This window comes from Paenibacillus lactis, assembly GCF_017873605.1.
Classification (GTDB): Bacteria; Bacillota; Bacilli; order Paenibacillales; family Paenibacillaceae; genus Paenibacillus_AQ; species Paenibacillus_AQ lactis.
On the sequence record NZ_JAGGKI010000007.1, the window covers coordinates 1 to 22,758 of the forward strand.

The window sequence follows — 22,758 nt, forward strand, 5'->3', positions numbered from 1 at the left end:
CAATTTTATTGTCAGGCTAGCGTCTTTAGGCGCAGTTTGGCAACAAGGGGTTATACCCCAAGAGCAAACCACCCGTTTGACGGGTGGTTCTGATTGTGTTTGTGAACAAATTCGAATGGTTCCCTGTTAATTTTATGCCATTCAATATTAAAAAAGATCAGTGCCGATCAGAGAAAATACAGTTGGATCTTAAAAATAGACGGTTGGGAGCAGCGGGCGGCCGTTTTATAGTTGGGTTGTATCGAAAAAAGATCCGAAGGTGAGGTGAGAAGGAGGAAGGTTTAGTTTCATCATTGCTTTGATAAATTTGACGGCAAAGGAGTTGAATGGTTAATGGTTTTTCACACCAAGAAGCGGTTGAAGCTGTTGTTGGCAGTTGCGTGCGCGCTTGCAGCCGTTCCGACGGCAGGAAAAACGCTGACGGCTGCGGAGGTCATGACAGGGCAAGCTGATGTACAATTATTAGGCGCCAATACCGACGTGAGAAAGGCGACCCAGCATGACCTTGATGTGATTTATAAGGATCTGACCGGTTATCCGACAGTATCAGCCACCTATAACGGCGGCGTCGCTGCTATCGGAGATCAAGCCTTCGTTCTGGCGGTCAACCCCGACACGACGCCGATACTAGCAGCTGCCCGCTACGGAAAGGGCAAAGTCGTCGTTGCAGGCGATGATTCCTATTTCAAGTTCACTTCTGATATTACCGATGAGCGGACAACGGTTGCCCGCAACATTCTTCTGTGGTTGACGGAGGATTCCGAGACGTTGACCTATCAGGAGGCATTGGAAGGCAAAGGTCGATTGCCCATGTTGTCCGCAACGTGGAAGAATTATTCCATCGAAACCGATGTACCGATCGATTTGGTCCGATTGGACCAATTCACGCCGGAGCAGTTGGATCCGTCCCGCTACCCCGTAGCTTATGTTGACGGGACGCTGAAGGATAGCGAGGTCGACGCCGTCGAGAATTACGTCGCGCAAGGAGGTCATGTCGTTGTCCCCTTAAAGGGATGGGTGATGGAACAATATCCGCATGTCTTTCTTGGGAATGAATATCAGGGACTTTCAGGCAAGCTCAGTGAGGATTACCCGGTGCAGCGCCTATTGAACCGGATGGGTCTTGGTCTGATGAACAATACGGCATCGACTCGAACGGAAACCCTGCCCAAATTGACACCGGAGCAATCCGCCAATTATCATTCGCAAAAGCTGCTGGAACAGGCCGAAGCAATTGAGGCCGGGACTCTGTCACCGGATCAGGTAAACGTCGGGCGGCCTGGTGCCGGCGCGGATAAGAAGCTGCAGGTCATCGCTTCGGTGACCGGTGGAACCGTCAGCAGCATCACTCCGCAGAGTCCGCTGTATGCCGTGATCGAGCAGGATGCGAGCGATTTGGAATCCAATCTTACGTTTCCGCTCGACCGTTCCAAAGCGCCCTATACGAGCGCATTATTAGCGTTTCAATTGGGACGGATCGGAAATGACCTGACGGCCCCCAAATCCCCTTATGCCGATCAATTCCCCGGAGCCGTTCCAGCAGAGGCCCCTCGTGTGACGGGACAATCCGTCCACGTGAATTTTGATTATTCAACCTTTGACTATTTGCGTCAAGGGACGGTTCCTAAAAATTGGATTAGTACAGGGCTGTACGCGCCGGCCGGAGAATGGGTAACGGTTCGCGTCCCCGAAGGCACTCAGCATCTAGACGTTCAGGTTGGGGCGCACACGGACAATCTGACAAGTAAAACGGAATGGGAACGACCACCGGTCATAACGCAGCGAAAGACCCTCTCTCCGGGTGAGAATCGGATTCGCAGTACTTTTGGCGGTTTGATTTACTTGATTCCAACCAAGCCTCAGCCTGGCGTTGCGAAGGATATTGAAATCAGCGGCGGAGTTCGCGCACCGCATTATATCCTTGGCGAGACCTCTAAGGCCGAATGGGAAGATACGATTCGGCATCATCCCGCCCCCTGGTCGGAGCTTCAGGGACGCAGGGTGATCTTGACGCTGCCGTCCGAGTATATCAGGCAGCTAGAAGATCCACAGCAATTAGTGGAGAAGTGGGATGCGATCGTGGACTACACAGAGGAAGTTGCGGGGCTTTCCCCGGATCAACCGCTGCCGCACAAAAGTATAGACCTTCCGTTCCGTTATGTTGCGGATCGACAGATTAGTGCTGGTTACATGCATGCGGGCTATCCGATCATGTTTCACATCGATCCTTCAGCGGGCCACGCCGTGGACATATCTCGAGTTACACAGGGAGGATGGGGCTTCTGGCACGAGACGGGCCATGAATATCAGCAAGGAGCCTGGAACTGGAACGTAACAGGTGAAATCACGGTTAATATTTACTCCCTTTACGTTCAGGAGAAATTCGGCAACAGCAGCAACTTATTGATTCGCAATGCCGATGGAAAGGACTTCTATGATTTAGCGTTTGAATATATGGAAAGCGATCTTCCAGGTAAGTCGTTCGGTGCTTCCGGCCAGCTGGATCTCTTCGGCTATCTCGTGATGTTCCGCCAGCTTTCCTTGGCTTATGGATGGGACTTTTACGCTGACCTTCATAAGGCGTACCGAGAGCTGCCGGCATCGCAGCTGCCTGCGACGAACCAGGAAGAGATCGATACGTTTGTCGTGATGGCATCCATTACGGCAGGAGAGAATCTGACGGAGTTCTTCGATAAGTGGGCGCTGCCGTATTCCAAAGCGGAGGTTAAATCCCGCATCGAGGCGTTGAACTTACCGTCCCCTGCGCAGGAATTGTGGCGCTTGAGGGAGACGCATTCGCTTAAAGACCCACCAGAAATCAAGGTCGATTCGGAAACCGAATGGAACCGTGACTCGGTGCAGGTCTCCATCGCGATGACTCCGGAAGCTGAAGCTGCAGGCATGCGGAGCCAATTTAAGCTAGGATCCAAAGGCACATGGACGAATTATACGGCTCCCATACTCTTGGAAACAGAGGGAGAGACAACCGTATATGCCCGAATGGCCGCTTTGTCTGGCGTGACAAGTGACGAAACCTCCAAGACAGTGAGGATTGATCGGAGCGGACCGGAAATAAAGGCAAATGTGCCACAGTCCGTATACCAAACCGAGCGTGTAACCATTTCGCCTCAAATCACGGACACATTAAGCGGCGTATCGGACTTTAGCTTGGAGCTGGATGGCAAGGAAGCTTCCGAAACACTGGTAAGAGAGCCATTAACGCTGACAGCCGGACCGCATATTCTTCGTATAACGGCAGAAGATGCGGCCGGGAATGTCACGGTTCGTGAATATCCGATCGTAGTTGTTGTCGATCAGGAACAGCTCGACGATATCGTGAGAGCAGGGGAAGAGAAGGGCTGGATTGATAATCACGGCATCACGCTAAGCCTATTGGCCAAAATTGCAGATCTCCAGCAGCATCCTCCTGGAAGCGAAGGAGCCGATGAAGCGCTCACTTCGCTGGAGAACGCCATCAAAGCACAACGGGGCAAGCATATCGATTCCGGTTTTGCGGATCTGCTTCTTGGAGACATGGACTACATCCGAAACCAAGTCTCGGCTTCATAGCAGCTTATAATTTGCAAAGGGCGGCCGTTTCGGCCGCCCTTTATTTCTGTAGTGACCGTCCATCATGAAATAAATCAGTCCAAGATTAAATTTAGACAATGTACTGCTTTAAAAATATACTGCACAATTAGAAAATACGGCGGTGTTCAATCGCCAAAATGTTCTGTAAGGTGGTGCTTAACAAACCAGAAATCCGCACAACAAGCAAATGAAAAGGGAGGCAAAGATAATGAAGGTCAACAGGCTTAAAGTATTCTGGATTGTTTTGCTTGCCGCCACCATGTCCATGACAGCGGCAGGCTGCGGAGGCAGTGCCAAGGAACAACCGCAGGCAACGTTGGACCCGGAATCCCCTCCGGTTCTATCGGAACTGACGTATTGGGTGCAAATCGTTAGCCAGGTGTCCGCTACGATGAAGAGTTACAACGAAATCGAGGCTTATAAGGAATTGGAGAGTTTAACCGGAGTGAAAGTGGACTTTCAGCATCCTCCGCAGGGCCAGCAAGCCACGGAGCAGTTTAACCTCATGATGACCTCGGATAAGCTTCCGGATGTGATCGAATATTCTTGGGCCGGCTATCCTGGGGGACCGGAGAAGGCGATCAAGGATGGCAAAATCATCAAACTCAATGATTTGATCGACCAGCATGCACCAAACTTTAAGAAGGTGCTCGAGGAGCATCCGGAGTGGAAGAAGGAAATTATGACCGATGACGGCAGCATATACGTGTTCCCGTTCCTGCGTACCGACGACAAGCTTAAGGTATTTCTCGGACCGACGATCCGGCAGGATTGGCTCGATAAGCTGGGGCTTTCGATGCCGACGACGATTGATGAATGGTACAACGTGTTGAAGGCCTTTAAGGAACAAGACCCGAACGGCAATGGCAAAGCGGATGAGATCCCACTATATCTGACGAAGGGAGATGTCGATACAACGACCGCTTTTCTCGGAGCGTGGGGAATTAACGCCGGATTTTATCAAGAGGAAGGACAGGTTAAATACGGCCCGACTGACCCGAGGTTCAAGGAGTTCCTGACACTCATGAACCAGTGGTACAAGGAAGGCTTACTCGATCAAGACTTTGCGACGACCGATGAGAAAATGCTGGAGGCCAAAATTACCGGCGGGCAAATCGGATCAGCGATTCTATACACCGGCAGTGGGATCGGCAAGTATGGAACGCTCATGAAGGATAAAGATCCGAATTTCAGATTGGTGGCAGCGCCCTACCCTGTGATGAACAAAGGCGACAAGCAAATCTGGGGTTACAAGGACTATGCATTTAACGGAATCGGGGCGGCGATCACGACCAGCAACAAAAATCCGATCGAAACCGTAAAGTGGCTGGATTACGGCTACTCCGAGGAAGGGACCCTGTTATTTAACTTCGGAAAAGAGGGCGTCAGCTATACGATGGAAGACGGCAAGCCCAAATTCAAACCCGAAGTATTAAATGATCCTTCCGGACTGCCAGTGATCCAATCCATGTCCAAGCATAACCGAGCAACCTTCAGCGGGCCGTTCATGCTCGATATTCGTTTCGATGAGCAATATACGACCGAGCCTGATCAGTTGGAGTCCAAGATCATCTGGGCTGAGCCGACCATGGAAAAGAAAATGCCGCGCACAACGCCGACTCAAGCCGAGAGCAGCCGCTATGCTTCAATTATGACAGACATTAACACGTACAAGGACGAGATGTACTTGAAATTCGTCATGGGCGCCGAGCCATTGGATCAGTTCGATAAGTATGTGAAAACCATTGAATCCATGGGTCTAGCGGAAGCCCTGGAAATCCAGCAGAACGCCTTGGAGCGTTACGGTAAGCGGTAGGAAGCAATAAGGCAAAAGATTAAAGGCTAACCGCCGTAGAGCGGCGGAAAATATGCAGTTCCCGTCGCTCTTGGTGCGGCACAATAAATAAAAGTTGGAGGGAGGAATCCGATTGTCTGCTGCACGGGAACATCCCTTCGAGTCTCGCAAAGGGAAATGGACAACGATTGCGAAAGATTTAAGACGGAACAAATACGTCTACATACTGGCGCTTCCCGTTATTCTATACTATGCCGTCTTCCACTACGGACCGATGTACGGTCTATTGATGGCTTTCAAAGATTTCAGTATCGCGGACGGCATTTGGGGAAGCGAGTGGATCGGATTTGAGCATTTTCGCAATTTCTTTAACAGCTATTATTTCGAACGCCTTCTGCGCAATACCGTGCTGATCAATGTTTATGAGCTCATCTTCGCGTTTCCGGCACCGATTATCCTTGCCCTGCTGCTGAATGAAATCCGCAGCCGGCTGTTTAAGCGTACAGTTCAAACGATATCGTATTTGCCGCATTTCGTATCCATCGTCGTGGTTACAGGGATCATGTTCGATTTCCTCGCAAGAGATGGCTTGGTGAATCAGATACTGGGCTTTTTCGGCATCGAATCGATTCCGTTCATGAGCGAGGCCGGATGGTTCCGTACGCTATATGTCGGGTCCGGCATTTGGCAAGGCGTAGGCTGGGGATCAATCATTTATCTTGCCGCCATCGCAACCATTGATCCGACCCTTTACGAAGCAGCCAAGATGGACGGCGCTGGCCGCTGGAAACAGATGCTGCACATAACGCTGCCTGGGATGCTGCCGACGATCATTATTATTTTTATTTTAAATATGGGCTCCATGCTTAGCGTTGGCAGCGAAAAAGTATTGCTGATGTACAGCCCGCTAACTTATGAAACGGCTGACGTGATCTCGACCTTTGTGTATCGGCGAGGGGTTCTGGAGACGGATTACGGTTTTACGACGGCTGTAGGTTTATTTAATTCGGTGGTCAGCTTCATTCTGCTTGTACTCGCGAACTCGATCAGCAAGCGGGTCAGCGAACATAAACTCTGGTAGAGAGGGGGGCGGTTATGGCTAATAAACGAACCGCCGGAGAGACCATATTCGTCTGGTTCAATGCGTTGATTCTAACCGGTCTCTGCTTCGTCACCTTATATCCATTCGTGTACGTTGCCTTTGCTTCGTTCAGCGATCCCGCTTCGTTGGCCCAGCACCGAGGGCTGCTGTTCACGCCGCTTGATATCAACTTCGAAGCCTATAAGGCGGTGTTTAACAATCCGATGATTACGACGGGGTATCGGAACACGCTGATCTACGTTGCGGCGGGAACAGCCATCAATCTGGTGGCCACGGCGATCGGCGCATACTTGTTGTCCCGCAGAAATTTGTACTTTAAAAATCTATTGATGATGTTGATCGTCATTACCATGTTTTTTGGCGGCGGCCTGATCCCGACTTATCTTCTGATCAATAACCTGGGAATGCTGAACACGATCTGGGCGATGCTCATCCCAGGGATGATCGGGACATTTAATATGATCATTATGCGGACTGCCTTTCAGTCCGTACCGATAAGTCTTGAGGAATCAGCGAAAATCGACGGTGCGAACGACCTGATCATTCTGTTCCGAATCATTATCCCCCTGTCCATGCCCGTTATCGCCGTAATGATTCTATGGTATGCCGTGGGACACTGGAATTCATATTTCGGGGCGCTCATCTACCTGCGGGACCGGGAGTTATTCCCGCTCCAGCTTGTGCTCCGGGAAATTCTCATAACCAATACGACGGACAACATGATGACGGAAGCCTCCGGGGACCGGATGGCGATCGCGGACACGATTAAATATGCAACGATCATCGTGTCCACATTACCGATACTGCTTCTGTATCCGTTTTTGCAAAAATACTTCGTCAAAGGTGTCTTGATCGGCGCCATTAAGGAATAGGAGGAGAACGATGGCTGATTCATCATTAGATATCGTAGCGGAAAGCAAGAACCGGATGCAGTGGTGGAAGGATGCCAAATTCGGCATGTTCATCCACTGGGGGGTGTATTCGCTGCTCGGCAAAGGAGAGTGGGTGATGTATGCTGACAAAATTCCGGTAAAGGAATATGAGAAGCTTGCCGGGGAATTCAACCCGACACAGTTTGATGCCAAAGCTTGGGTGAAATGTGCCAAAAGGGCCGGCATGAAATATATCGTCATCACGGCCAAGCACCACGATGGCTTCGCCATGTACCACTCGCGGACGGACCCGTTCAATATTGTTGATGCTTCTTCATTCGGCCGGGATCCGTTGAAGGAACTGTCCGAAGCTTGCAGGGAGGAAGGAATCAGGCTCTGCTTCTACTATTCTCATGTGATTGATTGGCATCATCCGCATGCGCTTCACGATACATTTAACAATCTGTGGGACTATGAGCTGGAGAAGAAGGCGTTCTTCAGTTATTGGAACCATAAAGCAAAGGGGCAAGTGCGCGAGCTGCTGACGGAATACGGCCCCGTCGGACTGCTCTGGTTCGATACATCCGGGGGATTGTCGAAGAAGGAGAGCGAAGCGATGGTCAACATGATTCGTGAGCTTCAGCCCGATTGCCTGATTAACAGCAGAGTGAGCCATTGGCCTGATTTTGGTGATTACCAATCCAAGGGCAATAACGAAATCCCGATGTATGGCGAGGAAACGAGGGAATGGGAAACGCCGATGACCCTAAATCAATCGTGGGGGTACAGCACCAAGGATCAAGTGTGGAAATCGACGGATGCTTTGATCCGAAAGTTGGTGCATATCGTAAGCAAGGGAGGGAATCTGCTGCTCAATGTCGGCCCTACGGAAACAGGAATAATTCCGGAACAATCCGCTTTGCGCCTGAAGGAAGTTGGCGAATGGCTTGCTCGAAATGGAGAGGCGGTCTACGGTACGAGCGCAAGCCCGTTCCCTTATGAGCTGGAGTGGGGAGCGGTTACGGTTAAAGAAGATATTCTCTTCCTTCATGTATACAACCGTTATTGGCCAGAGGGAGAACTGGCATTGAACGGGGTGAGAAATACGGTTAAACATGCATATCTGCTCACGGACCCGACGACAAGCAGTCTTCCCGTGCACCAGAGCTATCAACCGGAAACGGACCATCACGCGATGCGGATCCGACTGCCCAAGCATCCCCCGGAAGACCATGTATCGGTTATTGCATTGGAAGTCGAGGGCAAGATCGATGTAGATCGGGGGTTTATCCAACAGGCGAATGGCTCCATTAAGCTGGATCTTGTACTGTCAGAGATAACGACCGGGAGCGAGATGAACGAGGCACGGTGGAGCTTTAAGGCCTCATCTTCCGGCATTTACGAAGTCATGCTTGTTAATTTCAAAAAATCCGGTGCCGTTTGGGAAAAGGAATACGATCATGAGGTCACCGTACGGGCGGCAGGGCAGACGATCTCATGTATTCCCCAAGAGGATAAGGTCGTCAACGACTCCATATCCTGTCAGCATCCGTACACCGAGGTTCATTCATCTGTCGGACGGATCGTAATTGAGGATCCGGGTACGTATGCGTTGACCTTATCAACCAAGCTTGCGAAACCGAAGCCTTTCGGACCGGAAATTTGGCAGGCGGCAGCCGTGAAGCTTCGTTCGGTTCGATTGGTTCCTCTCATTGGATGACCGGACTTATTAAAGGGATTGCTAGTCCGTTTGGCGAAGGATTCAAGAAATAGGTTTCCATACATTTTCTTGGAGGAATGCCCATGATCTCGATACCCGGCTTTATTCCCGGCAAGCGAAAGAGGAGCAGCCGGGGACGCGTCTTGAAAACCATGATCGTTTCGTACATGCTCATCCTGTTATTGCCTATGACCGTGGGGCTTTTTCTATATGGACGGGTGGAAAACGTGATGGAAAACAATGTGGAGCGTTCAAATTCGGCAATGCTGGAGCAGCTGCGGCTTTCAATGGACAGCAAGCTTAAAGAAGTGGATATTTTGGCCAAACAAATCATGTTTAACCCGAAGCTGGCTCATTTGCTGAATCTTGATAGGCAAGATCCAGCCGGGGCGTATCGCCAGGTAGAATTCGTCCGCGATTACTTGAACCGCTATCAATCTTTTGTAAGCGGATTCGTGAAGGACTATTATGTTCATCTGCAAGCGGGAGACGTCATTCTAAAGCCGGGAATGCGGACGGATGCAAGAACCTTCTACGACAAGTATTATCGGTTTGAGCATATGGAATTTGAAACTTGGAAGCGGACGTTGCTCGGCAGCTACCACAACAAGGCTTTCTTGCCCTCCAATGTGCTGCTGCAGGACCCGAATCAAGCAAATGGCAACCCGGCGGATGTCATCACTTATGCGCAGTCCCTTCCGTTCCATGAAGTTTCCAATATCCGCGGAACGCTTGTGATCATGATCGATGGGCAGCAGCTTCAGGAGATGTTCCGGCAAATCGAGTCCGCGAACGACAGCGAGATTTATATCCTCGACAAGGAACAGGGCGTGATCGCAAGCTCCTCTGGCTCGGAGCTGTCATTACAGGTGACGGAAAAGCTGGCTGGTCCATCGGGATTGTTTAAAACTACATTAAATGGCACGGACAGCATGATAACCTTTACGGAATCCAAGGAAGCTGGCTGGCATTATGTGTCCGTCATGCCGATGGACAGCGTTATGGAACGAGTATCGCAGCTAAAGAGAATGGCGCTCACGGTGTTAGTCGTATCGCTTGTCGCGGGGGCGGCCATTGCTTGTTGGTTTGCATACCGACAATATAGTCCCGTCAAACGGGTGGTTGATGCCATACTTCAAGGAAAGCCGGTTCAGGATAAGCCGGCCGCAAACGAATATGATTTTATTTTGCAAACGATCGAAGGCTCGCTCGTTGAGCAGCGGCATCTGAGAGAGCGATTGTTCAGGCAGACGCCTGTCATCCGTGCCGATTTTCTGTCAAGGCTCATTCGGGGATACATTGATCCGGAACATGCGGGCGATCACGGGGGGCCGTCATTAGCGACGATGGGTATACACTTCGCGTCCGACAAGTTTGCAGTCATCATTGTTCAAGCAGTGAATATTACAAGGCTGTCACCAGAGCCATCCGAGCAAGACTGGACGCAAATTCGGTTTATCATCTCGAATATCGGCACGGATATTGCAAATTCGGGACATCAGGGATTCGCTGTCGATCTGGAACGCGATCGGGTAGCGATCCTGATCAATTTCCATCCGGTTGAAGAGGTGGAAACAGGACTCTTCCTTCATGAGATCGCAGAACGATTGCTTCGGGTCTTGGAGGACCGTTTTCATATTTCCGTGACGATCGCCGTCAGCAGCGTACACACAGGAAACGGAACCATCGGCAGCGCTTATCTGGAAGCAATGGCAGCCCTGGATTACCGGATGTTCAGCGGTAGAAATTCAATCATTCACTTCGGGCATGTACGGGACATTAAGCATCATTATTACTATCCGATCGAATTCGAGACGCAGCTTGTCAACCATGTGAGAAGCGGAGATACGGAAAACGTCGCTAAGCTGCTGGACAATATTTATACGATGAATTTTAATTCATCGGGAATGACCCCTGAGCTGGGAAGATGCTTGTTCTTCAACATTATCAGCACATTTCTGAAAATACTGAATTTGACGAACACGGATCATGAAAGCCTTCTAGGCCCGAGCTTTGATCCCGTAAAACACATATTCGGTTGTTCCACAAGCGATGAAATGCATACCGAGACCAAGCGGTTGTATGAAAAGCTGTCCCGTCTCTTTCATACGGAGCACAGCGATCACAGCATCCAGCTGCAGCAGGATTTGATGGTATTCATCGACCGGAATTTAACTGACTATAATCTAGGACTTGGCATGATTGCCGACCATTTCGGCATGACGCCGCAATATATCTCGAGTTTCTTTAAGAAGATGAATCAATGCAATATCACCGACTATATTACCCGCGCGAGGATTGAGAAAGCGAAGACTTTGATGGAGCAATCGGAACTGACCAATGCGCAGCTGGCCCAACTAGTCGGCTATACAAACGATGTCGTGTTCATCCGGGCATTCAAGAAATTGGAGGGGGTAACACCCGGCAAATATCGGGTGAGTGCAAGCGGGCATTAAACTTGAACGTGAAGAGGAGTGGCCAATTAGACATGGAAGCGATCCAGGAACCATTAAAATACGGCGTGACCACGACTTGGACGCGTCAAAGGACCGAAGCCGCCATTGAATTCGTGCTGCATAAGATCGATGAAAATTTGGACACATTTTCGGACCGTTTTCCGTCCCCTGCAAGCCGTAATCATATCTACGAGCCAATCGGCAACACGGAATGGACCTCGTCCTTCTGGACCGGGATGCTGTGGTTGGCATATGAAGTTACAGGTGATGCGAAGTACCGCTCGACCGCGGAGCATCAACTCCACAGCTACAAGGAGCGTGTGGAGCAGCGCATCGCAACGGAGACGCATGATCTGGGTTTTTTGTATTCCTTGTCCTGCGTGGCTGCATACAAATTGACCGGGAACGAAGATGCAAGACAGGTTGCCTTGGCCGCCGCAGACCTATTGATGGAGCGGTTTTTCGAGAAAGCCGGCATCATTCAGGCTTGGGGGAAGCTGGACCAACCGTCTCAGCGCGGCAGGATGATCATCGACTGTTGCATGAATTTGCCTTTGCTCTATTGGGCGACTGAAGAAACCGGTAAACCGAAATATCGACGTGCTGCCATAAGCCATGCCCGGCAATCCGCTGCATATTTGATTCGTGAGGATTCCTCAACGTACCATACGTATTATATGGATGTCGAGAGCGGAGAGCCAAGATTTGGGCAAACGTCCCAAGGGTACGCGGATCATTCATGCTGGTCGCGCGGTCAGGCCTGGGCCATTTATGGTTTGCCGCTCAGTTATGCATATACAAGGGAAGAAGCGCTGCTGCATCATGCTGAGCGGGTCACGAAATACTTTTTGAATCGGCTGCCTGAGGATTATGTGTGTTATTGGGATTTGATATTCACCGAAGGCCTGGAAGAAGAGAGGGACAGCTCGGCGGCCACCATTTCGGTATGCGGAATGCTGGAACTGGCTAAGCACTTGCCGCTCTCGCATCCGGAGCGCCGAACGTACGAGAACGCAGCACTTCGTATCCTGGAGTCTTTATCCGATCGATATACGACGGCTTCGCTCCCTGAATCCAACGGCATTCTCCAGCATGCGGTGTATGGAAAGCCGCTCGGGAACGGAATCGACGAATGCTGCATATGGGGAGATTATTTCTATTTTGAAGCGCTGGTGAGGGTTTTAAAAGATTGGGATATGTACTGGTAAAGGAAAGAACGAGATGCCGAGAAGTACGAACAAATTGCTAATGACCGCCATTTGGCGGCCGTCTTTTTTGTTGCAGGCACAATCAAATCCAATCATCAATTACTTCATGTTGACTTCGCTTGGCTCACGCTGCATTTTCTCTGAATAACTTAAGTCGATTCTTATAACAATAAACCTTGGACTCCATATTTGAACTGCAGATAAGGAGCCATTCCCAAGCCATAATCCGGCTATCAAGTTGATGCATTGGAAATAAGGCTAAAATATGAGGAGGTTATATGCATGCAATTCCAACAGCCGCAAAATCACCAAAATATTGAAACCGGTATGGTTCCTCCGCAATTGAACCATGGCGGGCACGAAATGTTCGACGTCCACGAAGTGTTGGCAGGGGCCATCAATACGATTGATACTTATACGATGCTGAGCGGGCACGTACAAGATCCGGAGCTTCGGGATATTATGCAGCGCCAGAAGCAATTTATGGCTGATGAATATAACATCACCTTGGAGTGCTTTAAATCAGGGCAAGACCCATCCAAACCGACCCAAAGCTATAAAATGAAGCAGGGGAATGACTTTACTTACGGGATGAAGCCATCCCAGCCGAAGAAACCAATGCAGTCGACAGCAGAAATAAACGATGAGTTCATTTCCCAATGCATGCTGAATGCGGTTAAAGCCGGTGCTACCGTAAAAACAAATGCCGCCCTGGAATCCACCAATCCAGTCGTGCGCCGGGTGCTTGCAGATTCGCTGCCAAACTGTATTGAAATGGCTTATGAAATCTCCCTGTATCAGAACAAGCATGGCTACTATCAGGTACCGCAGCTTCCGCGGCAGGATATGACGCAAATGCAAAATAGCTACGCTCCTGCTATGGTTCAGCCGCAAACACCTGGCAATATAATGCCTCACTAATGATCCAAGCGCCTTATCTCGAATGGGATAGGGCGCTTTTTACATGACAACTTTTACCATTTCCAACTCAATTAAATTCCTTTCACAGCAATCGCGGGAAGTTACTGGGAGCCATCGAAAATGCTTGCCAGATCGCAAATCTTTCATTAACATGAAATGAATCTGTCTATACCTTCGAAAGGAGTATGCCATGATTGTCCTTTAAGGAAACAGGAGGATGGCTTAATGAGTAAAGGCTCGAAATCTGTGATGTTGTTGACAACGGTGGTTCTTCTGGTTGTTCTTCTCGTAGGCTGCGGCGGCACCAACAAATTGACGGTCGATCAGGTTAACATCGTGGCCGATCTGCTGCCGGACGGTGACTTGTACGTGGAGGAGCTTTTTACCTATACTGTCAGCGGTGAGTACGATTCGATATCGCGATTTATGGACAATTTCGGGGATGCGAATATCGAGTTCTTCGAGGCATATGTTCCACCCGTCGATCGAGAACTAGGCAATTTCGGCTATCAAAGTTTAGAGCGGTATCCGGTCACCTTAAGATGGAAAAGGGGTTCCTACTTCATCGATGTACAGGCAAAGGATGAAACCAGGCAGGTATACTATCGCTACAGGCTTGATAAGGAGGCAGTGAAATATGACGATCGCGGAGAGCTGGATTGGTCATTGCTTAAGGATAACGACAAGGAGCATCAGAACGTATCGGTTACGCTGCGTATAAGGCAGCCTGTGCAAGAACCGGTTATCGTTTACGCTTACGACCGCTCCGGTGGGGCTGTTACGGAGACTTCCGAACGAGTATCCCGATACGAAAACAAGCTTCTGCCGAAGGGGGATCATGTGCGGATGAAGGTGTTTGTTCCAGCAGAGGCGCTTCCCGAGTTGGAAACGACGTCGTCTTCTTCCCTACTATCGGAACGGCTGGAGCAAGAGTCGGCGCTTCAACGCCGATTCGTGGAGCGGGATCGTCTGCTTGAAGCCGGTGTTTATGTAAGCCGCTGGATGACTTATGCCGCAATAGCAGGTGTCGTGTTTTATGCACTATCCATTCGCAGGCTCGCAGCATGGTGGGACGGACGGCGAATAACCATGGAAGAGATTGAACATATGGATCCGAGCAGTCTGGTCTACCTCTTCAGGAAAGGTAAGCTTCGGCGCGAAAATGTGCTCGCCAGTGTGTTTGCTCTGCGACGCAAGGGCATGCTCGATATTTCCATGGAGCATTTGGGAACGCGGTTTCAGCAAGATGACAGCGCCCCGAAGGAGGGCCCGCAGTTCAGATTCGCGGGGAATCGTTCCGGCTTGACGAAATCGGAGCGGTATCTTCTGAGCTGGCTGTTCCGTGGGACGGAATTTCTGAAACTGGACAGCATATCCGGGCCCACGAAATCAGAACGTCATCAGAAAAGCTCGATGCACATCTACAAGAATCGCTTGAAAGGCCTGGAGACAGGGTTCAATCGTTGGCGGGAGATCGTGGAACAAGAGAATCGCCAAACGATAAAGTACGGAGTATATAGGCCGAGAAAAATAATCTTCGCCGTGCTTGCTCTCGTGCATGTTACATTGCTGACCTACCTGTATATCGCAGACGTTATATCATGGGGATGGATCGGCGTAATGATTCTTATTTTGGGAGGCGGAGCCGTCCTGGCTTCCATTCGTTGGCGTCAGAAAAAATATATCATAGCCTTCTTGATCGTCTGCTTCTTCATGGGTGCTCAAATCATGTACGACCCGGTCGTTGATACATACTTGGACTTTGTTCTTCTATCGATTCTATTGGTCGGACTTATGCCCGGAGTCGTATTAGATCGCAGATCGGAAGCCTGCCGGAGCACGGTGAAACGATATCGCAGAATGCTGGCTAGAGGCGGCAGAAGCGAAGATCGCGAGCCTATTCATCTCGAACGGATGATGGAAGCGGCGCTTCTGCTCGGCGTAGGACGGAGGTTTTTGACACGTATTCGAAAGAAGCAACCGGATTATGTCCGACCTCACGCTTCTCCGCTATTTGATCCCGCTTCGCATGTTGCGCTTGATTTTGCCTTTCAACGGTCATGGAAAGGGTTGGCTGGCAACTCGTCTTCATGGAGCTGCAGCGGCGGAGACGGTGGGGATGGGGACAGCGGTGGCGGATTTTTCGGAGACAGCAGCGACAGCGGCAGCGATGGAGGAGATGGCGGCGATTAAACTGCAGGCTGAAGCGAGAACTTTTTAGCGTATTTTCCTTTTATTCGTAAGCAGCAATATTCATCAATCTTGGCAATTTAGGAGCCCCTCGTTTGATCTAACATTGGTCAGAGGGGCTTTTTTTATTGTCTTCTTCGTATCTAAATTTCGATTAGAGGACAATCTCGCGCGTTTTCGGTCGTGGAAAGGCTTGACATCTAGTCATGTGGAATGATAATTTGTATGCACAACTAAAAAGGAGTGTATAAGATGGAACACTTTCATGACCACTTACTCAAGGGATGTCTATACTTCACGGCCAATCAGTTGGCCCGCTCCATGACCAAACTAGCCGAGGATGAATTTCGCATAACTGGCTTGTCTCCGACCTACGCGTTCCTGATGATTGCCGTGAATGAGAAGCAAGGCATTTCTCAGAAGGAGCTTGGAGAGGTTTTGCATATAACACCTTCAACGGTGACCCGTTTTATCGAGAAGCTGCAGGCTAAAGGCCTGGTGTACGCTGAACAAAAGGGCAGAATGTCCTTGATTTACTCCACGGAGAAGGGGAAAGAGCTGCAGCCGGATATCGAGAAAGCTTGGCTTAACCTCTATGATCGGTACTCCAATATCATCGGAGAACAAACCGGAATCGAATTAACAGAACAGCTATTCCAGATAAGCAATCAATTGGAGGGTAAAAAGTAGAGTTAAAAAAAACGCCGCCTGTCTCTTTCAGGAGGCCTTGGCGGCTTTAAAGGTTTATGACGATGCCTTCATTATTGGAAGCAAGTAACATTACATCATTTCATGAATGCTTCGCGATTTAGGGAAGATGATGGCAAGCTCTGTATATTGGCCTGGTTCGGATCGCGCAGACAACCGGTGTCCCAGTTTGATGGCCATCTGGCTGGCCAGGTACAATCCCAATCCCGTTGATTTTGCGTCATTTCTACCGGTTGATCCGGTGAAACCTTTATCAAAAATTCTTCCGAGATCTTCCGGAAGGATGCCGATGCCGGTATCCCGGATCAAAAGCCGCTTCTCGCTCGGATTATCCTCGATGGAACAGGTAACGGCACCTCCTTGGTTTGTATATTTCAAGGCGTTGGTGATGATTTGGTCGAGGATGAATCCAAGCCACTTGGCGTCACTGTGAACCGTGTGTTCTTCTTCCCACATGGTGAACCGGAGCCGTTTGGCAACGAACAGCTTGGCGTACTTGCGGACACAGGCTCGCATGATCTGGTTCAGTGAAACCTCGGCAATCAAATAATCCCTCGAAAATGAATCGATCCGAGAATAATAGAGCGCTTGTTCAACATAGTGATCGATTTTGTTCACTTCATCCTCCAGCTTATTCACGAGCTCCTCAGCCGATTTGCCGGCACTGTTTCTCATCAGCAGATGGGCAGCCGTGATGGGAAGCTTTACCTCGTGAATCCAAGACATGATAAAGTCATGATAGTCCTTCCGTTCCCCATGGTACTTTCGAATAGTGTCCAGCTTCGCTTGATGGAGCTTTCTTGCCAACGCTGTGTAGAGCTGTTGCTCATGACTGATCGGCTTTGGTACAGCAGCGACAATATCGTCATCATCGTTTCCGGTCAATTCATCCAGTGCTTGATAATGTGCATAGCGCCGAGCATATCCAACGATCAGATAGGTGGCGGTTAAGATTAAGCACCCGAGCAGCGTGTAAAAAATATCTCCGGCATCATATTTTCCGGATGCACTAACAAACATCATTAAGGTTGCAAACAGCATCTGCGCGACGGCCAATAATATCACATAACGTTTATCTTCTAAATATCGCAGAAAACTCATTTGATCATATACCCTTCACCCTTGATCGTTGTGATAAACCGGCTTATTCCCAGATCATCCAATTTTTTTCGGATTCGCGTCATATTAACCGTCAAGGTGTTGTCATCCACAAAGCTTTCATCCTCCCACAAACGGCGCATGATGGTTTCTCTGCTGACGATGCTACCTTTACTCTGCATCAACAGATTCAGGATTCGGAACTCGTTCTTCGTCAGCTCCACTGATTGCTCTCCGGATAACAGCCTCCCATCATGAAGGTTCAGGATCACGCCTTCATGTTCGATTACATTCGGGAAAGGATCGATATACGAGTAGGTTCTGCGCAGCAGCGCTTTGATTTTGGAGATCAGTACTTCATCATAGAACGGCTTCTGTATATAGTCGTCTCCGCCCATATTGATCGCCATCACCATATCCATTGGCGTATTGCGGGAGGAAAGGAAGATAATCGGCACATTGGAGACTTCCCTAATCCGGCTGCACCAATAGAAACCGTCATACACAGGCAGGTTGATGTCTAAGAGCATCAGATGAGGCTGTTCTGCCACATAACGTTCCTGGACCCGATCCAAATCGTTACAAAGCACAGACTCGAATCCCCATTTCTGCAAGGTTTCCCCGAGCATTTCACTGATCGTTGCATCGTCTTCCACGATCATGATCTTCACATATAATCCCTCCGATCCGGCGCGGTTCATGTCATTTCATCTCATTATACCTTTGATAGGGAAAGCAAACATCATCGCTTTGGACAAGGTTACAAAAATGTAAGCCTGCTCAAGAATTTCGTAAGTCAGGAGTAAGGCTGCTCGTTAAAAACGGTGTTATGATACCAGGGAATGACTACCTGGAGGTGGAGAACAGATGAAAGAGCTCGTTAAAATACAGCAATTACAAAAGTCGTACGGCGTCAAAGGAAATGTGATCCCGGTGCTGTACGGCATTGATATGACTGTTCAGGAAGGAGAATTTGTCGGGATAATGGGGCCATCCGGCTCCGGGAAAACGACACTGCTCAATATCGTATCCACGATCGACGAGCCGACCTCTGGAGACATCGTGATCGACGGGGAGAACGTGCTGCAGATGAATGAAGCACAATTATCGGAGTTTCGCCGAACGAAGCTGGGCTTTATTTTTCAAGACTATCATCTCTTAGATACGCTGACCGTCAAGGAAAATATTGTGCTTCCGCTCGCCCTTGCAAGGATGGGCGTCGATGAAACGGAACGCCGGGTGGCAGCGATCGGGGAGCGCTTTGGCATCGGCCATATTATGGACAAATACCCGTATCAAATCTCCGGCGGGCAAAAGCAGAGAACGGCTGCTTCCCGTGCAATCGTGACCGATCCGAGACTGATTTTGGCGGATGAACCGACGGGTGCTTTGGATTCCCGCGCTGCTGCCGACTTGCTCGAGGCGATGAAGGATCTGAACGAGCAGGAATTCGTCACGATCCTGATGGTCACGCATGATGCTTACGCAGCAAGCTATTGCAGCCGCGTGATGTTTATTAAAGACGGCGGCATTTTTGCAGAACTGGTCAAGGGAAGCATGTCCAGAAAGGAAATGTTCAAAAAGATATTGGATGTGCTGAACGTGCTGGGAGGAGATGCCAATGACGCTGTTTGATCTGGCTAAGAAAAACATACGGGGCAATTTCCGCCATTATTTTGTTTATTTCATCTCCATGTTTATAAGTGTCGTCATTTTTTATATTTTCGCTTCCCTGCAGTACAGTACGGAAATCATGAACGCGATCGAGTCGTCCAGCAGCATGAAGTCCACGTTCTTCATTGCTTCGATCGTGTTAATCTTGTTCGTGTCGGTGTTTATCCTGTATTCCAACCAATTCTTCTCCAGAAAACGGAAGAAGGAAGTAGGGCTGTATGCCCTGCTGGGATTGCCCAAACGAACGATCGGCCGTTTGCTATTCTATGAAAATCTTCTGATCGGTTTAATCGTTCTCGCATTGGCAATCGGTGCCGGATCTCTTCTGTCAAAGCTCTTCACCATGATCCTGGCCCGGCTGCTCGGCATCAGCGTGGATATAGGGATGTCGATCTCCTTTCCGGCTGTCATCAGTACGATCATCGTGTTCATGATGATTATTCTGATCACTTCTGTGCAGGCGTATAGGCTGATCTACCGATTCCGGCTGATCGAGCTGTTTCGTGCGGAACAGGAAGGGGAGCGGGAACCGCGGGCTTCCATCCTTTCGGCGTTTGCTGCTATCCTCATCCTGTCGATCAGTTATGGGTTCGGACTTCGCGAGTTTGCGAATAATGAGCAGATCCTGACCAATCTTGGGGTGATGTCGGTCGGGATCATAGCGGGGACGGGACTCTTGTTTTCATCGCTTATTATTTTTGTCCTGCGATTGGCGAAGCGCCGTAAACGTTATTACTATAAGGGGTTGAACTTGGTAGTTACGTCGAATCTCGTCTATCGCATGAAGGGGAACGCCCGCACGTTCGGCATCATATCCATCTTGTCGGCTTTGGCGTTGTGCGCATTCAGCTTTGGCTTGAGTACTTACCATACCTACGAGCATTCCACGCGTTTGATCGCTCCCTTCAGCTATATGTTTGTTAGCCAGGAGGAAGCTTTTAACAAGCAAGTCGACCATCTGATCCGAAGCGATATGGCGCATCCTGTGGCCGAGCAGGTTACGATTCCTGTTATTCATCTGAACGGACATTCTTCGAGCGATGAGATTATATCGAAGAAACAAATGGCATCTAACGATCGGCCCATCAAAGTCACCTCCGTGAGCGGATATAACCGGGCTGCGGAAGCGCTCAGCATTCCCCGACTGGATGTGACGGAGCCCGGCCGGGCGATTGCGATTCGCCCGATGTACACGGAGCATGAGTGGTCGGATTATGACGGAGAGACGATCACCTTGGAGCTGCCCTCACGACCGTTGACTCTGGCATTTACCGATATGACGATCGAACGTATCGTGAACTGGAGCTATCCGGATATAATGGTCGTGGTCGCTGATGAAACCTACCGCGCCATCGAGCGGCAGAGTCCTTCTGTAGACTATATCGGCTACACGGTAGAGGGGCAGAAAACAACGAGGGCTACTTCTAATGCGCTTGCCTCCATGGCCACGCCGGAATCAAAGATGACGTCGTATTATGCCGAATATCGCGTTGGAATCGAGAGCGCTGCGCTAAATGTATTTATCCTTGGCTTTTTGGGACTTGTATTCCTCTTGGCAACGGGGAGCGTCCTTTATTTCAAGCAGTTGACCGAAGCGGCGGGAGATCAGGCCCGCTACGATGTTCTGAGGAGAATCGGTGTGAGCAATAACGAGATTAGCGGTTCGATCTTTAAGCAGAACGCTATGATCTTTATGCTGCCGCTGCTCGTTGGGGTGGTACATTATATTGTCGTATTCAGCTGGCTAAGGAGGCTGTTCGGCGGATTGGGCGGCATCAGTCTTCTGGAGCCCGTCCTGGTCTGTATTAGCGTGTTTATGATGATCTATATGGTCTACTTTGTGCTGACCGTAGGTTCTGTCAGCAAAATTCTCATCGGGGAAACCCCGCGTTGGGTCCGTCTTTCGGTGCTGGTGATCATGTCAGTAGCCATCATACTTGTCGGGATCTTCGTATGGCTGGCCCTGGTCCCGCAGGAAGAAGAAATCGCAAAGGGGCCAAGCGTCCAGCTCCACATTCCTGCACCTATGGGGAAATATCCGGTCGGCGTGACAGAGCTACACTTAATGGATAAGGACAGAATGGACCCTTGGGTTAACGAAGGACCGAGGGAGCTTATGATCAGCATCTGGTACCCTGCCGAGGAAGAAAGCGGACAAAAGGCCATGTATATGCGGGAAGGTGCAGCAAAACATTATGACCAAGCGGAACTTCCATCCATCGGTCTTACCCCTGGCACGGTCAATCTGGCCGATATCGATACCCACGCATGGCTGGAGGCGCCTGCGGCCGATAATGAGGGAGGTTGGCCGGTGATCATCTTCTCCCCGGGCGGCTCCATCCCGCGAAGCTTTGGCACGATCCTGGTGCAGGAAATGGCTAGCCGAGGATATGTCGTCATTACGTTGGATCATACCCATGAAGCATCAGTCGTCGAATTTGCCGACGGTCGGGTCGTAACGGAGGCGCTGCCGGCTTTCAGTGCTGAAACGGTGCTTAAGATGATCGATGTCCGTGTTGATGATGTGCGATTTGTACTGGATCAATTGATCGAAATGAGGGCAGGCAGCAATCCGGATGCAGGTAAGAAGTTGCTGCCTCAAGGTTTGGCCGCCAGTCTTAATCTTTCCAAGGTAGGCATTTATGGGCACTCTGCCGGGGGAGCGACGGCTGCGCAAACGATGTATGAGGACGAGCGAATCGATGCGGGGATCGATATGGACGGTACGATGGGGCATATGCCCAATCACCCGCTGCCCGTTGCCCAGCACGGCCTGGATCGTCCATTTATGCTGTTGAACTCCGGTTTCAACGACGAGGGAGATGTGGACTCGCATTTGACGGCGGAGGACCGGGCTATGTTCTGGAACCATACAAGCGGTTGGAAAATGGATGTGACCATACCGAACGGGGCCCACTTTACCTTTACCGATTATCAGTCCCTGTTGCCTCAGCTTGCAAGCAAGGTAAGCCTTTCCAGGCTTGCGGTCCAGCAAAGCATTGGAACCGCTGACTCTGAGCAATCGCTTGACGCTCAACGGGAATATGTGGCAGCGTTCTTCGATTATCATTTAAAGGGCATTCCGCAGCCTCTGCTCGCGACTACAGACTCGCCTTACACAGAGGTTAATGTAATCAACTAGCGGTTGGTCATGAAAGCGAAGAAATGATGGACCTTTAGCCACTTAACCAGCCGTATTCCATCCATGCCTCGCTCATATCAGAGCGGGGCTTCAGGCGCTGCGAATAACGCTTGGAAGCAATGGCCGATACGCCTTTCATTTGTAGACTAAACAAGAATAAACAAGTCTGTCCGAAAAAAATACAGTCCGGTCTTAAATATCGGCAGTGGGTCAATTCCCGTAAGTTGTTCTATATTTAGGATGGGCGAAATGACACAGCTACAAGCTAAAAGGAGTTGGAC

The 22,758-nt window shown here is 49.9% G+C and carries 14 protein-coding genes; 12 read left to right on the plus strand and 2 right to left on the minus strand.

The genetic code is table 11. The features are described from left to right. Nucleotides 1-333: 333 nt before the first annotated feature. The 10 genes from J2Z18_RS14525 to J2Z18_RS14570 all read left to right on the plus strand — a co-directional run bounded on the left by J2Z18_RS14525 (nt 334) and on the right by J2Z18_RS14570 (nt 16,545). A complete protein-coding gene (locus J2Z18_RS14525) occupies nt 334-3,570 on the plus strand; it encodes a M60 family metallopeptidase (protein ID WP_210094869.1) in 3,237 nt (1,078 codons plus the stop codon). Between the two features lie 229 nt (nt 3,571-3,799). Then, nucleotides 3,800-5,407 (plus strand): type 2 periplasmic-binding domain-containing protein, encoded by a 1,608-nt coding sequence (locus J2Z18_RS14530; protein ID WP_210094870.1) that lies wholly within the window; start codon nt 3,800-3,802, stop codon nt 5,405-5,407. 112 nt (nt 5,408-5,519) lie between these two features. Next, a complete protein-coding gene (locus tag J2Z18_RS14535; RefSeq protein ID WP_210094871.1) occupies nt 5,520-6,467 on the plus strand; it encodes an ABC transporter permease in 948 nt (315 codons plus the stop codon). Between the two features lie 14 nt (nt 6,468-6,481). Next, on the plus strand, nt 6,482-7,360 hold the full coding sequence (locus J2Z18_RS14540) for a carbohydrate ABC transporter permease (RefSeq protein WP_210094872.1): 879 nt from the start codon (nt 6,482-6,484) through the stop codon (nt 7,358-7,360). A gap of 10 nt (nt 7,361-7,370) precedes the next feature. Then, nucleotides 7,371-9,080: an alpha-L-fucosidase gene (locus tag J2Z18_RS14545; protein ID WP_210094873.1), complete on the plus strand. Its 1,710-nt coding sequence runs from the start codon at nt 7,371-7,373 to the stop codon at nt 9,078-9,080. A gap of 83 nt (nt 9,081-9,163) precedes the next feature. Further along, nucleotides 9,164-11,536, plus strand: coding sequence for a helix-turn-helix domain-containing protein (locus J2Z18_RS14550; RefSeq protein WP_210094874.1), 2,373 nt, complete (start codon nt 9,164-9,166; stop codon nt 11,534-11,536). Nucleotides 11,537-11,568: 32 nt separating this feature from the next. Then, nucleotides 11,569-12,744, plus strand: coding sequence for a glycoside hydrolase family 88 protein (locus J2Z18_RS14555; protein WP_210094875.1), 1,176 nt, complete (start codon nt 11,569-11,571; stop codon nt 12,742-12,744). 282 nt (nt 12,745-13,026) lie between these two features. Beyond that, entirely contained in the window at nt 13,027-13,665 is a 639-nt protein-coding gene (locus J2Z18_RS14560) for a spore coat protein (RefSeq protein WP_007128308.1), read from the plus strand. Nucleotides 13,666-13,890: 225 nt separating this feature from the next. Beyond that, nucleotides 13,891-15,858, plus strand: coding sequence for a DUF2207 domain-containing protein (locus J2Z18_RS14565; RefSeq protein ID WP_210094876.1), 1,968 nt, complete (start codon nt 13,891-13,893; stop codon nt 15,856-15,858). Between the two features lie 249 nt (nt 15,859-16,107). Beyond that, entirely contained in the window at nt 16,108-16,545 is a 438-nt protein-coding gene (locus J2Z18_RS14570) for a MarR family winged helix-turn-helix transcriptional regulator (protein ID WP_007133286.1), read from the plus strand. Nucleotides 16,546-16,635: 90 nt separating this feature from the next. Here J2Z18_RS14570 and J2Z18_RS14575 read toward each other — a convergent pair whose 3' ends face one another. Both J2Z18_RS14575 and J2Z18_RS14580 read right to left on the minus strand, forming a co-directional pair. Next, nucleotides 16,636-17,664 carry a sensor histidine kinase gene (locus tag J2Z18_RS14575; RefSeq protein ID WP_007131790.1) on the minus strand — a complete coding sequence of 343 codons (1,029 nt, stop codon included), beginning with the start codon at nt 17,662-17,664 and terminating at the stop codon, nt 16,636-16,638. Beyond that, nucleotides 17,661-18,332 carry a response regulator transcription factor gene (locus J2Z18_RS14580; RefSeq protein ID WP_312889629.1) on the minus strand — a complete coding sequence of 224 codons (672 nt, stop codon included), beginning with the start codon at nt 18,330-18,332 and terminating at the stop codon, nt 17,661-17,663. The genes J2Z18_RS14575 and J2Z18_RS14580 overlap by 4 nt, the downstream gene beginning before the upstream one ends. A 196-nt stretch (nt 18,333-18,528) precedes the next feature. Between J2Z18_RS14580 and J2Z18_RS14585 the strand changes: the two genes are divergently transcribed. Together J2Z18_RS14585 and J2Z18_RS14590 are read left to right on the plus strand one after the other, a co-directional pair. Then, nucleotides 18,529-19,296 (plus strand): ABC transporter ATP-binding protein, encoded by a 768-nt coding sequence (locus J2Z18_RS14585; RefSeq protein ID WP_007131792.1) that lies wholly within the window; start codon nt 18,529-18,531, stop codon nt 19,294-19,296. Next, nucleotides 19,283-22,477: an alpha/beta hydrolase gene (locus tag J2Z18_RS14590; RefSeq protein WP_007131793.1), complete on the plus strand. Its 3,195-nt coding sequence runs from the start codon at nt 19,283-19,285 to the stop codon at nt 22,475-22,477. Before J2Z18_RS14585 ends, J2Z18_RS14590 begins: the two co-directional genes overlap by 14 nt. Nucleotides 22,478-22,758 lie beyond the last annotated feature (281 nt).